Source organism: Hafnia alvei (assembly GCF_034424155.1).
Taxonomy (GTDB): Bacteria; Pseudomonadota; Gammaproteobacteria; order Enterobacterales; family Enterobacteriaceae; genus Hafnia; species Hafnia alvei.
The window spans coordinates 1,897,020-1,912,191 of the sequence record NZ_CP139992.1; the positions used below are offsets into that span (position 1 = coordinate 1,897,020).

General features: G+C 50.2%; 14 protein-coding genes. 13 read left to right on the forward strand and 1 reads right to left on the reverse strand.

Annotation, left to right across the window (positions count from 1 at the left end):
- The first annotated feature begins 745 nt into the window (after window positions 1-745).
- The 12 genes from flhD (at window position 746) to cheZ (ending at window position 13,214) form a co-directional block, all read left to right on the forward strand.
- Window positions 746-1,096 (forward strand): flagellar transcriptional regulator FlhD, encoded by a 351-nt coding sequence (gene flhD, locus U0008_RS08850; RefSeq protein ID WP_025801692.1) that lies wholly within the window; start codon window positions 746-748, stop codon window positions 1,094-1,096.
- Between the two features lie 2 nt (window positions 1,097-1,098).
- Window positions 1,099-1,680, forward strand: a complete 582-nt coding sequence (flhC, locus tag U0008_RS08855; protein WP_025801693.1) for a flagellar transcriptional regulator FlhC — start codon at window positions 1,099-1,101, stop codon at window positions 1,678-1,680.
- 183 nt (window positions 1,681-1,863) lie between these two features.
- Complete coding sequence (gene motA / locus U0008_RS08860; protein ID WP_025801694.1) at window positions 1,864-2,757, forward strand: flagellar motor stator protein MotA; 894 nt, start codon at window positions 1,864-1,866, stop codon at window positions 2,755-2,757.
- Entirely contained in the window at window positions 2,754-3,743 is a 990-nt protein-coding gene (gene motB / locus U0008_RS08865) for a flagellar motor protein MotB (RefSeq protein WP_025801695.1), read from the forward strand. Before motA ends, motB begins: the two co-directional genes overlap by 4 nt.
- A 9-nt stretch (window positions 3,744-3,752) precedes the next feature.
- Window positions 3,753-5,780 (forward strand): chemotaxis protein CheA, encoded by a 2,028-nt coding sequence (cheA, locus tag U0008_RS08870; RefSeq protein ID WP_043492776.1) that lies wholly within the window; start codon window positions 3,753-3,755, stop codon window positions 5,778-5,780.
- A gap of 77 nt (window positions 5,781-5,857) precedes the next feature.
- On the forward strand, window positions 5,858-6,352 hold the full coding sequence (gene cheW, locus U0008_RS08875; RefSeq protein WP_040046929.1) for a chemotaxis protein CheW: 495 nt from the start codon (window positions 5,858-5,860) through the stop codon (window positions 6,350-6,352).
- Between the two features lie 241 nt (window positions 6,353-6,593).
- Window positions 6,594-8,258 (forward strand): methyl-accepting chemotaxis protein, encoded by a 1,665-nt coding sequence (tsr, locus tag U0008_RS08880; RefSeq protein ID WP_043492823.1) that lies wholly within the window; start codon window positions 6,594-6,596, stop codon window positions 8,256-8,258.
- 253 nt (window positions 8,259-8,511) lie between these two features.
- Entirely contained in the window at window positions 8,512-10,143 is a 1,632-nt protein-coding gene (locus U0008_RS08885; protein ID WP_040046956.1) for a methyl-accepting chemotaxis protein, read from the forward strand.
- A 67-nt stretch (window positions 10,144-10,210) separates the two neighbouring features.
- A complete protein-coding gene (cheR, locus tag U0008_RS08890) occupies window positions 10,211-11,086 on the forward strand; it encodes a protein-glutamate O-methyltransferase CheR (RefSeq protein WP_025801700.1) in 876 nt (291 codons plus the stop codon).
- Window positions 11,083-12,135: a protein-glutamate methylesterase/protein-glutamine glutaminase gene (locus tag U0008_RS08895; protein WP_025801701.1), complete on the forward strand. Its 1,053-nt coding sequence runs from the start codon at window positions 11,083-11,085 to the stop codon at window positions 12,133-12,135. The genes cheR and U0008_RS08895 overlap by 4 nt, the downstream gene beginning before the upstream one ends.
- 35 nt (window positions 12,136-12,170) lie before the next feature.
- Window positions 12,171-12,560 (forward strand): chemotaxis response regulator CheY, encoded by a 390-nt coding sequence (gene cheY, locus U0008_RS08900; RefSeq protein WP_025801702.1) that lies wholly within the window; start codon window positions 12,171-12,173, stop codon window positions 12,558-12,560.
- 9 nt (window positions 12,561-12,569) lie between these two features.
- Window positions 12,570-13,214 carry a protein phosphatase CheZ gene (gene cheZ / locus U0008_RS08905; protein ID WP_043492826.1) on the forward strand — a complete coding sequence of 215 codons (645 nt, stop codon included), beginning with the start codon at window positions 12,570-12,572 and terminating at the stop codon, window positions 13,212-13,214.
- 89 nt (window positions 13,215-13,303) lie between these two features.
- On the opposite strand, the gene U0008_RS08910 is transcribed toward cheZ, so the two are convergent.
- Window positions 13,304-13,738 carry an Rrf2 family transcriptional regulator gene (locus U0008_RS08910; protein ID WP_025801704.1) on the reverse strand — a complete coding sequence of 145 codons (435 nt, stop codon included), beginning with the start codon at window positions 13,736-13,738 and terminating at the stop codon, window positions 13,304-13,306.
- A 523-nt stretch (window positions 13,739-14,261) separates the two neighbouring features.
- Between U0008_RS08910 and phoH the strand changes: the two genes are divergently transcribed.
- Window positions 14,262-15,050, forward strand: coding sequence for a phosphate starvation-inducible protein PhoH (phoH, locus tag U0008_RS08915; RefSeq protein ID WP_025801705.1), 789 nt, complete (start codon window positions 14,262-14,264; stop codon window positions 15,048-15,050).
- The last annotated feature ends 122 nt before the right edge of the window (window positions 15,051-15,172 follow it).

The following is a 15,172-nucleotide window of genomic DNA, read 5'->3' on the forward strand; positions in this document are numbered from 1 at the left end:
TTGGTTTTAGTCTGCAATGAAACCGATTACACCGTGACGTATTTCACATTATTCACTGTTATTCTACATAGGGAAAAAGATAGCTTAAAATTATAAAATGATGTTTCGTTTTAATGCTGTAAATGGCAGTGAAAATCCATACTAGCAGCAACATAATTTACATGGGTTATTTATAGAAAACATACTTTCAACATGGATGTAGGGCTAAATATCTACAAAAGCTATATAAGTAGCGTTTTAAGCTTTTAATTTAAGATTTAATGATTTTTAACTCGAAATACCTGCTTTTTTTATGTGTTTTTTGTATGTGATGTGTTTGAGATTCAATCGCTTAGCGCCTCGATGAAGAGGTCGCAATCTTTGACGCATTAATGAACTATTAAATCATTCGTAATATTTATTTACTGATTTTATGTGATCTGTGTCACGTTTTTCTCAAATTAACCTGAGGCGCTCGTTGTATATATCTCTTAAACGGGGGTAGAGTTGCCACGAATCAGGAATATTCTTATTTGCTTGTAAAATTCCTAGATATTGTAAGTCTGAAAAATTGTACATCTAAGATACAACCTCCAAAGATATTACGGTTGAATTCCCCGCTTTTTAAGGGGGTGACCTCTGATAGGGTCAGGCTTTCATTTGAGTAGATAGTTATCAGGCGCCATTACTTTTTCGCTCCTCTAGAGCGTTACAGGTTAATGGTGCGTTTCATTATGTTGGCAAACAAATTTTACAGGGGGGAGTAATGAGTACCTCTGAAATACTCAAGCATATTTATGACATCAATTTGTCATATTTGTTATTAGCACAGCGTCTAATTCACGAAGAGAAGGCTTCAGCGATGTTCAGGCTGGGGATCAACAATGAAATGGCAGATTCATTGGCTCTCTTAACCCTGCCACAGATGGTTAAATTAGCTGAAACTAACCAGTTGGTTTGCCAGTTCCGTTTCAGCGACCATGAAACGATTCAAAAATTGACGCAAGAGTCTCGTGTTGACGATCTCCAGCAGATACATACTGGAATTATGCTTTCCAGCCATTTGCTGAAGCAGCTCTCGCCAACAGATGCCTGCCCCCCTCACAAAAGAGTCTGATAATGAGTGAAAAAAGCATTATTCAGGAAGCACGCGACATTCAGCTAGCGATGGAGCTTATCTCTCTGGGGGCCCGCCTTCAGATGTTAGAAAGTGAAACGCAATTGAGCCGCGGTCGCCTTATTCGGCTCTACAAAGAGCTGCGAGGCAGTCCTCCGCCGAAAGGCATGTTACCGTTTTCAACTGATTGGTTTATGACGTGGGAACAGAACATTCATTCTTCGATGTTCTATAACGTCTATGCCTTCATGATTAACAGTAAATTATGTCGTGGCGTGGAGGCAGTGATACGTGCCTACAAACTCTATCTTGAACAATGCCCTGTCATGCCGGGTGAACAGCCTGTTTTGGCGTTGACACGCGCTTGGACATTGGTTCGCTTTGTGGATAGCGGGATGCTGGAGTCTTCTCCATGCTCTTGCTGCGGTGGCTCATTTATTGCGCATGCGCATCAACCGCTCAGCACGTTTGTTTGCAGTTTGTGCCAACCACCGTCACGTGCGATAAAAAAACGTAAACTTTCTGACAATCTTGCCGATATGTTCCCACAATTGCTCAATGAGCAAGAGAAACGCGTGGTGTAACTTGATTGAGGCAATCAGTCTTATAGGTCGACGATCGGTGGGGTAGCAAGAAGGCTATTGTTTAGCTAAACCACCGGTTAACTTCCTTTCGAGCCGTCATCTGACGGCTTCTGAATTCTTCTTCTCCGTCCTTCTGGACAGCGCGTTACACCCAATTTCCATTCTAAGCATTAAGGAATTCGCGTGCTTATTCTATTGGGTTATGCCGTTGTAACTATCGCCGTGCTTGGCGGTTACATGATCGTTGGGGGGCATCTTGGTGCTCTGTATCAGCCCGCTGAGCTGCTCATCATTGCCGGTGCTGGTATTGGCGCATTTATCGTTGGCAACAACGGCAAAGCCATCAAAGCGACGTTGCGCACGCTGCCCAAGCTGGGGCGCGGTGCTAAATATAACAAAGCACTGTACATGGATGTCATGGGTTTGATGTACCTCTTACTGGCGAAAGCGCGCCAGCAAGGCATGCTCACACTCGAACGCGATATTGAAAACCCACAAGAAAGTGAACTTTTCTCTAATTATCCCCGAATTCTTGCCGATAAGATCCTCATCGAGTTCATCACGGACTACATGAGATTGATGGTAAGCGGCAACATGAATGCTTTTGAAATTGAAGCGCTGATGGACGAAGAGATTGAAACCTTCGAAAGCGAGGCTGAAGGTCCGGCAGACAGCTTGGCGATGGTCGGGGATTCGCTGCCGGCCTTTGGCATCGTGGCTGCGGTCATGGGCGTTGTTCATGCCTTAGCCTCAGCCGATCGTCCTGCCGCAGAGCTGGGCGCGCTGATTGCTCATGCGATGGTCGGTACGTTCTTGGGGATTCTGCTGGCGTATGGATTCGTTTCTCCGCTGGCGTCTTTGATGCGCCAAAATTGTGCCGAAACCGTCAAGATGATGCAGTGCGTGAAAACCACGTTGCTGTCGAGCCTGCATGGCTACGCGCCACAAATTGCGGTCGAATTCGGACGTAAAACGCTGTACTCCACCGAGCGCCCTTCGTTTATCGAACTTGAAGAGCATGTGCGTCAGGTGAAAGCGCCTGCGGTACAACAGTCGGCGGTGGAAGAGGAAGTATGAAAAATGGCAACCGCCCGATAATTCTGGTTAAAAAACGGAAGTCCTCCCATAAGGGGGGGCATCATGGCGGCTCATGGAAAATTGCCTATGCCGATTTTATGACGGCAATGATGGCGTTCTTTTTGGTGATGTGGCTGCTGGCCATCGCCAGCCCGCAAGAACTGACCAAGATTGCTGAGTACTTTCGAACGCCGTTAGCCGTTGCGTTAACTCACGGCGACCGTTCAAGCGCCAGCACCAGCCCAATTCCTGGCGGTGGTGACGACATGATGCAAAAAGAGGGCGAGGTTGCGAAATCCATGCCGGACCCAGCCACCAAAGCAGACAGCGAACGGCTTAAAAAACTGCGCAAACAGATCGATCAGCTCATCCTGACCGATCCAAGACTAAAAGCATTACAGCCGCATTTGCTGATTAACATGATGGACGAAGGTTTACGTATTCAGATTATTGATAGCCAGAATCGCCCGATGTTTGAAAACGGCAGTGCCAAAGTTGAGCCCTATATGCGCGATATTTTGCATGCCATTGCGCCGATTCTGAATGATGTGCCGAACAAAATTAGCTTGTCGGGACACACGGATGACTTGCCTTACGCCAGCGGCGAACGAGGCTACAGCAACTGGGAGCTATCTGCCGATCGCGCCAACGCATCGCGCCGCGAGCTGATCGCCGGTGGACTTGCCGAAGGAAAAATTCTGCGCGTGGTCGGCATGGCCGACACCATGAGTTTGAAATCCCAATCGAGTGACGCTGCGATAAACCGTCGTATCAGTATTTTAGTGTTAAACAAAAGCGCCCAGCACAACATTGAACATGAGAATTCAGAAAGTCAGGAGATGGATTTTTCTAATCCTGCGGCAATGAAGCAGTGGAGCGTAGGAGGCGCGGTAAACCTTGCGCCACAGGCGTCGCCGGTGCAAGCCAGTCCATTAGCACCGATGAATGACCACATTATTACAACAACACCGACCGAAAAGAGGTGACCTGTGAGCATGGATATTACTGCGTTTTATCAAACATTTTTTGATGAAGCCGACGAACTGCTGGCAGATATGGAACAGCACCTGTTGGAGCTGGATCCTGAAGAGCCAGATATTGAACAACTTAATGCGATTTTCCGTGCCGCGCACTCCATCAAAGGGGGCGCGGGGACGTTTGGTTTCAACATATTGCAAGAAACCACCCATTTGCTGGAAAACTTACTCGATGGTGCACGTCGTCATGAAATGCGACTGAGCACTGATATCATCAACCTGTTTCTGGAAACCAAAGATATTATGCAGGACCAGCTCGATGCCTATAAATCCACTCAGGATCCCGATCACGCTAGTTTTGAGTATATCTGTCAGGCATTAAGGCAACTGGCGTTAGAAGCTCAAGAAACCAATGAGCCCGAGGCCGCCGACGCCCAACATCTCAAAGTGGTCGCGCAAGAGAGTGCAACTATCGCAGGCAACAATAACGAAACCGGCGAAATGGCGGTGCCAGAAGGGTGTATTTCTCTTTCCCTATGCGGGCTGAATTCGCAAGAAGTACCGCTGATGCTGGAAGAACTGGGCAATTTAGGCACTATCCGCCAACACGCTGAAACCGAGCACGGATTAGACGCTATTCTGGAAACCACAGCCAGCGAAGACGATATTGCCGCCGTTCTCTGCTTTGTGTTGGAACCTGAGCAAATTTCGTTTAATCACGGTGCGACAGCGCCGGCTGAAAATACAGCTGTTCCCGCTCAGCCTGTATCACCAGCCGCAGCACCAGAATTAAAACTGGTTCCTGAGCAGGCCGCCCCGCGGCAGACCGAAGCACCAAAACGCCCAGCCAAAGCGGCTGAAAGTACCAGTATTCGCGTTGCCGTGGAGAAAGTCGATCAGCTGATTAACATGGTTGGCGAGCTGGTAATTACCCAGTCTATGCTCGCGCAGCGTTCAGACATGCTCGATCCGGTAGAGCACGGCGATTTGCTCAACAGCCTTGGTCAGCTAGAGCGCAATGCGCGCGACCTGCAAGAGTCGGTGATGTCGATTCGTATGATGCCGATGGAGTACGTATTCAGCCGCTTCCCACGGCAGGTACGCGATCTAGCCAGCAAGCTAAACAAGCAGGTAGAAATTACCTTGCTCGGAAGCTCAACCGAATTAGATAAGAGCCTGATTGAACGCATTATCGATCCGTTAACGCACTTGGTACGCAACAGTCTCGATCACGGCATTGAAACACCAGAAGTTCGTGTCGCTGCGGGAAAAAGCGCGGTAGGAAATCTGACGCTTTCTGCGGAACATCAGGGCGGCAATATCTACATCGAAGTCCGTGATGACGGTGCAGGGCTCAACCGTGAGCGTATTTTGGCGAAGGCGCGTTCTCAGGGAATGGCGGTAAGCGACAGCATGACCGACGACGAAGTTGGATTGCTGATTTTCGCGCCGGGCTTCTCCACCGCAGAACAGGTCACCGATGTGTCTGGACGCGGCGTGGGTATGGACGTTGTGAAGCGAAATATTCAGGAGATGGGCGGCCACGTAGAAATTCAATCGCAGGGTGGGAAGGGCACCACGATCCGCATCGTGTTGCCGTTAACGCTGGCAATTCTCGACGGCATGTCCGTTAAAGTGAATAACGAAGTCTTCATTCTGCCATTAAATGCGGTGATGGAATCCCTTCAGCCTCGTGAAGAAGATCTCTATCCGTTAGCGGGCGGAGAGCGCGTGCTGCAAGTGCGCGGCGAATACTTACCGCTGGTTGAACTGTACAGCGTGTTTGAAGTGCAAGGGGCTAAAACCGATGCCATGCAGGGCATTGTGGTCATTTTGCAAAGTGCGGGACGTCGCTATGCGTTGCTGGTTGATCAGCTCGTTGGGCAGCACCAAGTGGTAGTGAAAAATCTGGAAACCAACTATCGAAAAGTACCAGGGATTTCTGCCGCCACGATCCTCGGCGATGGCAGCGTCGCGTTGATTGTGGACGTCGCCGCGTTGCAGAACATCAACCGTGAAAAACGCGTCGCGGTATCTGCGGCATAGCGTGAACGTTTTATTTTAGCCAGCAGGTGACTGCTGGCTCTTATACCCAAGTAATTTGTGCATAAAGGTGAACTAACATGACAGGACTGGCTTCTGTAACCAAACTGGCGGGAGAAACTGTAGGGCAGGAGTTTCTGGTTTTCACTCTCGGCGATGAAGAGTACGGCATCGATATTTTAAAAGTACAAGAGATCCGTGGCTATGATCAGGTCACGCGTATTGCTAATACGCCTGCGTTTATCAAAGGTGTCACCAATCTACGCGGCGTCATTGTGCCGATCATCGATCTGCGTGTGAAGTTCTTACAAGAAAACGTGACCTACAACGATAATACCGTAGTGATCGTGCTCAACTTTAGCCAGCGCGTGGTTGGGATCGTGGTGGATGGTGTATCTGACGTGCTGTCGTTAACCACCGATCAGATCCGTCCTGCCCCTGAATTTGCCGTCACGTTATCCACCGAATACCTTACTGGTTTAGGTTCACTGGGCGAGCGTATGCTGATTTTGGTTGATATTGAAAAGCTGTTAAGCAGCGAAGAAATGGCGCTGGTGGAAAGTGTTACGGTGTAACTTTGATATTGCCCCATTGAAATGACCCCACCCCAACCCTCCCCTTCGCAGGGGAGGGAGCCGAACTTAGCTCTATTTTATCATCAGCGCTCGGTGTGCCCCTCCCCCTGAGAAGGGGGAGGCTGGGAGGGGGTAGCAAAAACGCCGCAACAAAAACTCCGAATAAAAAATACTTTCCCCATAAAGTTTTTCTCAGCTACGCCGATATCCCTTCTATCCGACGTACCGAGAATGAGAAACCATGTTAAACCGTATAAAAGTTGTCACCAGTTTGCTGTTGGTGCTGGGGTTGTTTGGTATTTTGCAAATGACATCCGGAGGATTGTTCTTTAACGCCCTGAAAAACGACAAGGAAAATTTCACTGTTTTACAAACCATCCGACAGCAGCAGTCTACGCTGAACGGAAGTTGGGTAGCCTTGCTGCAAACACGAAACACGCTAAACCGTGCTGGCATTCGCTACATGATGGATGTTAACAAAACGGGCAGCGGTGCGACGGTCGATGATTTACTGCAAATTGCCAAAAGTACGCTACAACAGGCGGAAGGGCGCTGGGCCGAATATGAAGCGCTGCCTATCGATCCACGTCAAAGCCAAGATGCGACAGCCGAATTAAAACGTCACTACGATATCCTGCACGGTGCGCTGTCTGAGCTTATTCAGCTGTTGTCTACTGGCAAAATCAATGAGTTCTTTGACCAGCCGACTCAGGGTTATCAAGATGGCTTTGAGAAAAGCTACGTCACCTATTTGACTCAAAACGATCGTCTGTATCAGGAAGCCGTTGATGATAACAACAGCTCTTACAGCATGGCGATGTGGATCTTAGTCGGTGTTCTGGCCTTGGTCGCCGCCGCGATTATTCTGGTTTGGTTTGGTATCCGCAGAACGCTGATCGTGCCGTTGAATCGCTTAATTGGCAGTATCAAGCATATCGCCAACGGCGATCTGGCGCGCAGCATTGATGTTAACGGCACCAATGAAATGGGGCAGCTAGCCGCAAGCCTTAAACATATGCAGGGTGAGTTGGTGCGTACCGTGGGTAACGTGCGCCAAGGTGCTAACGCCATTTATAGCGGGGCGAGTGAAATCTCAGCCGGCAATAACGATCTCTCTTCACGTACCGAACAGCAGGCCGCATCGTTGGAAGAAACCGCTGCCAGCATGGAACAGCTAACGGCAACGGTAAAACAAAACGCCGAAAATGCGCGTCAGGCTAGCCATCTTGCATTGAGTGCCTCTGAAACCGCACAGCGCGGCGGTAAAGTCGTGGCTAACGTGGTGCAAACCATGCACGAAATTGCGGGCAGTTCGCAAAAAATTGCTGACATCACCAGCGTGATCGACGGTATCGCTTTCCAAACCAATATTCTGGCGCTGAATGCGGCCGTTGAAGCTGCGCGTGCCGGTGAACAAGGACGTGGTTTTGCAGTTGTAGCCGGAGAGGTACGAAACCTAGCCCAGCGCAGTGCTCAGGCTGCTAAAGAGATCAAAGGTCTGATTGAAGATTCCGTTAATCGCGTGGATATCGGTTCAACCTTAGTGGAAAGCGCGGGTGAAACCATGGGCGATATCGTCAGTGCGGTGACGCGCGTCACCGACATTATGGGGGAAATTGCCTCTGCGTCGGATGAGCAAAGCCGTGGGATCGATCAGGTCGGTCAGGCGGTGTCTGAAATGGACCGTGTTACCCAGCAAAACGCCGCGTTGGTTGAAGAATCGGCCTCTGCTGCGGCTGCCTTGGAAGAGCAGGCTAGCATGTTAACGCAGGCTGTATCTGTATTCCGTATCCAACAAGACTTCAAAGAAGACATTGGCGAAAGTCGTAGCGTCAAACCGGTTATTTCCACGCCTGCACCGCGTATCGCGGCTGCGGAGACTGGGGACAATTGGGAAACGTTTTAAGTTTTCGCTATGACGATCTAAACAGCAACACGGTGGCGAAGATCACCCTCTGTGTGGCAGCCAAAACTGCCTCACAGAAAAGCTGAAATGTATTTATGTGCTTTATGTTTAAGCGAGCTGCACCTTGAAATTATGAGTATGTCTTCCGCGCATTGGCGTTGTCGCTGGCAACACGGCGCCAATGGCGTTGGAAATCATTAAACGTGACAGTGCCGGGAACCCTACAAACGAACCGGCCCAAAAGGAAAGCATCGTGTTTAACCGAATCCGAGTATCAACCAGTCTATTCCTGCTGCTGATGGTGTTTTGTCTGCTGCAATTAGGATCTACCGGCTTGTCATTTATGTCGATTCGTTCCGATAACAACAACTTTTCTAACGTTCAGATCGTTAACGATCAGCGAGAAGCGCTGAATCAGTCATGGGTTGCTTTGCTACAGGCACGTAACACGCTTAACCGTGCTGGCACTAGGGCTGCGTTGAAAGTCCCACAGGAAAAAGTCAACGAGCTGATGGCGGGCACGCGATCATCGCTGCAAAAAGCGGATCTCTATTTTAATCAGTTCTTAGCCATACCGCGCGTAACCAAAGAAGGTATTGAGCTGACCGAAACCACCAAAGTGAGCTACGAGAATCTCCGTACCACGCTACGCGAGCTCATTGCGTTATTAGAGAAAGGCGATCTGCAAGGCTTCATGGATCAGCCTACGCAGAAAGTCCAAGACCTGTTTGAAGTTCAGACACAGGCCTACACCCAGCACGTAGATGATGTGCTGGCAAAATCGGCAACGGAAAATAAAAACTCCTACACCCTCTCAATGCTGATGGTGGTGGGGGCCGTAGCAATGCTGATTATCGTGATTTTATGCTCGCTGTATTGGCTGCGCAAAATGCTGATTGGTCCGCTGAATACCATGCGGGCGCATTTTGATCGTATTGCCGAAGGCGATCTTTCAGCCGAAATTCACGTTTTTGGCCGTAATGAACTGAGCCAGCTGTTTGGCAGCCTGCAAAAAATGCAGCAGTCGCTGGCCAAGACGGTACTAACCGTCCGCCAAGGTTCCGACGCGATTTATAACGGTCTGCAAGAGATTGCATCGGGTAACAACGATCTCTCTTCGCGTACCGAACAGCAGGCCGCTTCGCTGGAAGAAACCGCGGCCAGCATGGAACAGTTGACCGCAACGGTAAAACAGAACGCCGATAACGCACGTCAGGCAGCACGCTTGGCTAAAGAAGCCTCGGGAACGGCAACGTCCGGCGGCGAAATTGTGGGTAACGTCGTTCGCACCATGCACGAGATTGCTACCAGCTCACAGAAAATTGGCGATATCACCAGCGTGATCGACGGCATTGCTTTCCAAACCAACATTCTGGCACTGAATGCGGCGGTTGAGGCGGCACGTGCTGGTGAACAAGGTCGTGGTTTTGCCGTGGTCGCCGGAGAGGTTCGTAATTTGGCGCAACGCAGCGCGCAGGCAGCAAAAGAAATTAAAGGGCTGATTGACGATTCAGTCAGCCGTGTGAAGCAGGGATCGGCGCTGGTTGAAAACGCCGGTAACACCATGGATGAAGTGGTGCGTTCGGTGGCTCGCGTCACCGACATTATGGGGGAAATCTCCTCTGCTTCCGATGAACAGAGCCGAGGCATAGAACAAGTTGCCCTGGCGGTAACGCAAATGGATCAGGTGACGCAGCAGAACGCGGCACTGGTCGAAGAGGCTGCATCAGCGACGCAGGCGGTTGAAGAACAAGCAAATGCTCTAACCCGCTCTGTTGCCGCGTTCCATCTGGTATCAGCACCTGCTGCTCGAGTTGTCGATGATCCTATTGCCAACTCAGAGCAGTCGCTGCCCAAGGACAAAGATGTATGGCAACCGATTTAGCACCGGCTAAACGGTAGTTAATCGCGGGGGGAGGCTCTCTGCCCGCGTATTGCAAATTGGGTGAGTGATGGCGAATTTATTTACACAGTCAGGAAACGATGATGCTCAGGTACCTGCATTGATGATGCAGAGAGTGCCTCTGGCAGACGCCCATTTTCGTCGCATCAGCCAACTTATTTACCAACACGCAGGGATCGTGTTGGCCGATCATAAGCGGGAGATGGTTTATAACCGACTAGTGCGGCGTTTACGTGCACTGAATCTGAATGATTTTGGCGCGTATTTGGCGTTATTAGAAAGCAGCCAGAGCCACGGAGAGTGGCAAACGTTTATTAATTCATTAACCACGAATTTAACCGCTTTTTTTCGCGAAGCGCACCACTTCCCGATTTTAGCGGAGCATGCGCGTAAGCGGCCACACAACTACTGTGTGTGGAGTACGGCGGCATCTTCGGGAGAAGAGCCTTATTCGATCGCGATGACCCTTGCGGAAGCGTTAGGCACTACGCCAGTGGGGCCGCAGGTCTGGGCGAGCGATATCGATACACAGGTGTTAGAGAAAGCGGTGCGCGGCGTTTATCGACAAGAAGAAACCAAGCATCTTACGCCTTCGCAGCTGCAACGCTTTTTTCTGCGCGGCACAGGGCCTCAGGAAGGCTTTGTCCGTGTCAGGCCAGAGCTTGCCCAGCGGGTACAGTTTCAAATGCTGAATCTGCTGGCTCCTCAGTGGGATCTGCCGGGGCCGTTTGACGCCATATTTTGTCGCAACGTAATGATTTATTTCGATAAAGAAACTCAGGCGCGCATTCTCAATCGCTTTATCAAACTATTGAAACCCGGCGGGTTGTTGTTTGCGGGGCATTCGGAAAACTTTAGCCATATCAGCCAAGAGTTTTATTTGCGCGGACAAACCGTGTATGGGCTGTCCAAGGAGAGTCGATGAGTAAAATTCGGGTGTTGTGCGTTGATGATTCAGCGCTAATGCGTCAATTGATGACCGAGATTATTAATAGCCATCCTGATATGGAAATGGTCGCGGTGGCGCAAGATCCGCTGGTGGCACGCGATCTGATCAAAAAATTTAATCCGCAGGTGCTTACGCTAGACGTTGAAATGCCGCGCATGGACGGCATCGATTTTCTTGAAAAGCTGATGCGTTTACGTCCGATGCCGGTGGTGATGGTGTCGTCGTTAACGGGTAAAGGCTCAGAAATTACGCTTAGGGCGCTGGAGCTTGGCGCGGTGGATTTCGTCACCAAACCTCAGCTTGGGATCCGCGAAGGCATGCTGGCCTACAGCGAAATGATTGCCGATAAAGTGCGTGCGGCGGCGAAAGCGCGTCTGCCTGCGCGCGGCACGATGCCGGTAAAACCGGTGACGCTCAGCCATACTCCGTTGCTCAGCAGTGAAAAACTGATTGCGATTGGTGCATCAACGGGCGGAACCGAGGCGATTCGCCATGTGCTACAGCCGCTGCCGTCGTCAAGCCCCGCGCTGCTGATTACCCAGCATATGCCGCCGGGGTTTACGCGTTCGTTTGCCGAGCGCCTGAACAAACTGTGCCAGATCACCGTCAAGGAAGCCGAAGAGGGCGAACGCGTATTGCCAGGGCATGCCTACATTGCGCCGGGGGATATGCATCTGGAGCTGGCGCGCAGCGGCGCCAACTATATTGTGCGCCTGCATCAGGGGCCTGCGGTTAACCGTCATCGGCCTTCGGTTGATGTGCTGTTTGACTCGGTGGCGCGCTATGCAGGACGCAACGCGGTGGGCGTGATTTTAACCGGTATGGGTAACGATGGGGCTGCGGGAATGCTCAAAATGCATCAGGCAGGAGCCTATACCATCGCACAAAATGAAGCCAGTTGTGTGGTGTTTGGCATGCCGCGAGAGGCCATTTTAACGGGCGGCGTCGATGAAGTGGTCGATCTGCAACAAGTCAGTCAGCGAATGCTGACGCAAATTAGCGCCGGACAGGCGCTGCGTATTTAACGTTCCCTGCTGAGGGGGACTTTTGAGGAGTCAGTATGGCGGATAAGAATCTGCGTTTTTTGGTTGTCGATGATTTTGCCACAATGCGCCGCATCGTAAGAAACCTGCTTAAAGAGCTGGGTTTTAACAATGTAGAAGAAGCGGAAGATGGCGCCGATGCGTTAACCAAGCTGCGCACAGGGGCGTTTGATTTTGTGGTTTCCGATTGGAACATGCCCAACATGGATGGTCTGCAACTGTTGCAGGCGATTCGCGCCGACGGCAGTCTGGGAACATTACCGGTATTGATGGTGACCGCGGAAGCGAAAAAAGAAAACATTATTGCAGCAGCGCAGGCAGGTGCCAGCGGCTACGTCGTTAAACCGTTTACGGCAGCAACGCTAGAAGAAAAGCTGAATAAGATTTTTGAAAAGTTGGGGATCTAAGGAGTCACAATGAACGAACATCCTATGCCTGCAACTGATGCGGCGACGGCCAACGATATAATTGCTCGAATTGGGCAATTAACTCGCATGTTACGCGACAGCCTAAAAGAACTTGGGCTGGATCAGGCTATTGCACAGGCGGCAGAAGCGATTCCAGATGCCCGCGATCGTTTAGATTATGTGGTGCAGATGACGGCTCAGGCCGCAGAGCGTGCTTTAAACTGCGTTGAAGCGGCTCAGCCACGTCAAACGACGTTAGAAAAAGGGGCGACAGATTTAAAAGTGCGTTGGGATGAGTGGTTTGAAAATCCTATCGAGTTTTCTGATGCGCGCGTTTTGGTTTCTGACACCCGCAGCTATTTGGCTGCGGTGCCAGAACACACGGCGTTCACGCATGCTCAGTTGCTTGAAATTATGATGGCACAGGATTTCCAAGACCTTACTGGTCAGGTTATCAAGCGCATGATGGGCGTGGTGCAAGAAATCGAAAAAGAACTGTTGGCGGTGTTGGTCGAAAACATTCCAGATGTGACGGCAAAACCAAAACGTGACAACGATGGTCTGCTTAATGGCCCGCAGATGAACCAAAATGGCCCAGGTATAGTGGCGAATCAGGAGCAGGTGGATGATTTGCTGGGAAGTTTAGGCTTCTAATCACCTAAGGCTGGCATAGCACTGATGTGTTTGCGACGTTCTGAAGGTATCTAATCAAGGCGGGAAAATGTGTCCCGCCTTGATGCTTTTTACTCTGCGGGAATGCCCAGAATCGCGATAATCTCGCCGCGATTGCTGACCAAATCGGCCAGCGTGAAGTCTTCCATCGCCGTTAAAAATGCTTCCATGCCGACTTTTAGCGCGGCCTGTAGCTTGCAGATTTTTATCAGTTTGCAGCCGGGTGAATTGCAGTCAATGCCGCTGAGATTGCTCTCTAACGCACGGATCACCTGACCGATATTGATCTCTGCTGCTGGCTTGCCCAGTTCTATGCCGCCGCCTTTGCCGCGTACCGCATGGATGTAGCCTAACCCCACTAATTGCGCCACCACTTTGACCATATGATTACGTGAGATATCGTAATGGGTGGCAATTTCGCCCACGCTAGTGCGCTGACCGTAGGGCATTGAGGCCAGATACATCAGAGCGCGTAAGCCAAAATCGGTATAGGTGGTTAATTTCATGAAGCCGCGTAAAAGAAAGAATATTAGCCATGTTTATAACATAATTATGGCGCTTTTGGCTGGCTGTCAGAGAATTAATAGTAAAGTTAAATCTTTATTAACAATAAGTGGTGAAAATATTAACATTGTCATTATACTGTCATTATTAAGCAGTATATTTTCATGAGGCGACGGAAGTATTCACATCAACGCAGGTTATTGAACCAGCAGGTTTGTGAGGAGCGCGGATGAAACAGTCCTTACCTGGGCTAGCACGATGTCAAATCAGTATCATTCAACGGGTTGTCTCTGACAGCCAAAAAGTCGACGCAGCAAAATGGGCGTCACGGCTTTCTTCCCCGAAAAATTTATCCATTCCTCTATCTTCATTTTATCGGTTACGACTGCGCGCCGCAGGGATTGGCTTCGCGCGTGGGTTCGTATTCAGCACGTCTCTATCCTATGAGGAGGTTCTCAGATAAGCGAGTGACAGTTCGTTCATGAAACGTGGAATGACGATTGAAACCAACTGTAAGGTGCCAAAATGGGAAAACAGAAAGCTGTTATCAGAGCGCGTCGTGAGGCTAAACGTGTAGTCAAACGTGATGGTCGTAGTCAACGTCAGCGCGAGGAAGATCAGGCTGCCTCTCTAGTTCAGATGGGCGGTATTGAAACCATTGGCATGGCGCGGGAAAAACGTGATAACGCGCCAGTCACGGCCAGAACGGAAGCACAGGTCGCTTATCTGTCTGCAATTGAATCCAAACAGTTAATCTTCGCAACAGGCGAAGCAGGCTGCGGGAAAACCTTCATCAGCGCAGCGAAAGCGGCCGAAGCGCTGATCCATAAAGAAGTCGACCGTATTATCGTTACGCGCCCCGTATTACAGGCCGATGAAGATCTCGGTTTCTTACCTGGGGATGTGTCCGAGAAATTTGCACCGTATTTCCGCCCGGTCTATGACGTTCTGGTTCGACGTTTAGGGGCTTCATTCCTGCAATATTGCTTACGTCCTGAAATCGGCAAGGTGGAAATTGCACCTTTCGCTTATATGCGTGGCCGCACCTTTGAAAACGCCTTTGTGATCCTCGATGAGGCGCAAAACGTCACGGCTAGCCAAATGAAAATGTTCCTCACCCGTCTGGGGGAAAACGTCACCGTGGTGGTTAACGGCGACATTACCCAATGTGATTTGCCTCGCGGAGTGAAATCCGGCCTCGAAGATGCGCTGCAACGCTTCACCGAGGATGGGATGGTCAGTATTATCCGCTTCGACAGCCAAGACTGCGTTCGCTCGGCGCTTTGCCAGCGCACCTTAAACGCATACCAATAAGCTTTTCCCATCCAATTTTGCTCTCAGGGCCACCTTCGGGTGGCCTTGCTTATTTAATCGCCTAGACATAACACTTCTATGACGTATTTATGACAATCCAGCGTGGAGACTTTATGCTGTTG

Coding starts and splice junctions, on each gene's coding strand:
- flhD (WP_025801692.1), top strand. CDS start 746: ATGAGTACCTCTGAAATACTCAAGCATATTTATGACATCAATTTGTCA.
- flhC (WP_025801693.1), top strand. CDS start 1,099: ATGAGTGAAAAAAGCATTATTCAGGAAGCACGCGACATTCAGCTAGCG.
- motB (WP_025801695.1), top strand. CDS start 2,754: ATGAAAAATGGCAACCGCCCGATAATTCTGGTTAAAAAACGGAAGTCC.
- cheA (WP_043492776.1), top strand. CDS start 3,753: ATGGATATTACTGCGTTTTATCAAACATTTTTTGATGAAGCCGACGAA.
- cheW (WP_040046929.1), top strand. CDS start 5,858: ATGACAGGACTGGCTTCTGTAACCAAACTGGCGGGAGAAACTGTAGGG.
- tsr (WP_043492823.1), top strand. CDS start 6,594: ATGTTAAACCGTATAAAAGTTGTCACCAGTTTGCTGTTGGTGCTGGGG.
- cheR (WP_025801700.1), top strand. CDS start 10,211: ATGGCGAATTTATTTACACAGTCAGGAAACGATGATGCTCAGGTACCT.
- U0008_RS08895 (WP_025801701.1), top strand. CDS start 11,083: ATGAGTAAAATTCGGGTGTTGTGCGTTGATGATTCAGCGCTAATGCGT.
- cheY (WP_025801702.1), top strand. CDS start 12,171: ATGGCGGATAAGAATCTGCGTTTTTTGGTTGTCGATGATTTTGCCACA.
- cheZ (WP_043492826.1), top strand. CDS start 12,570: ATGAACGAACATCCTATGCCTGCAACTGATGCGGCGACGGCCAACGAT.
- U0008_RS08910 (WP_025801704.1), bottom strand. CDS start 13,738: ATGAAATTAACCACCTATACCGATTTTGGCTTACGCGCTCTGATGTAT.
- phoH (WP_025801705.1), top strand. CDS start 14,262: ATGGGAAAACAGAAAGCTGTTATCAGAGCGCGTCGTGAGGCTAAACGT.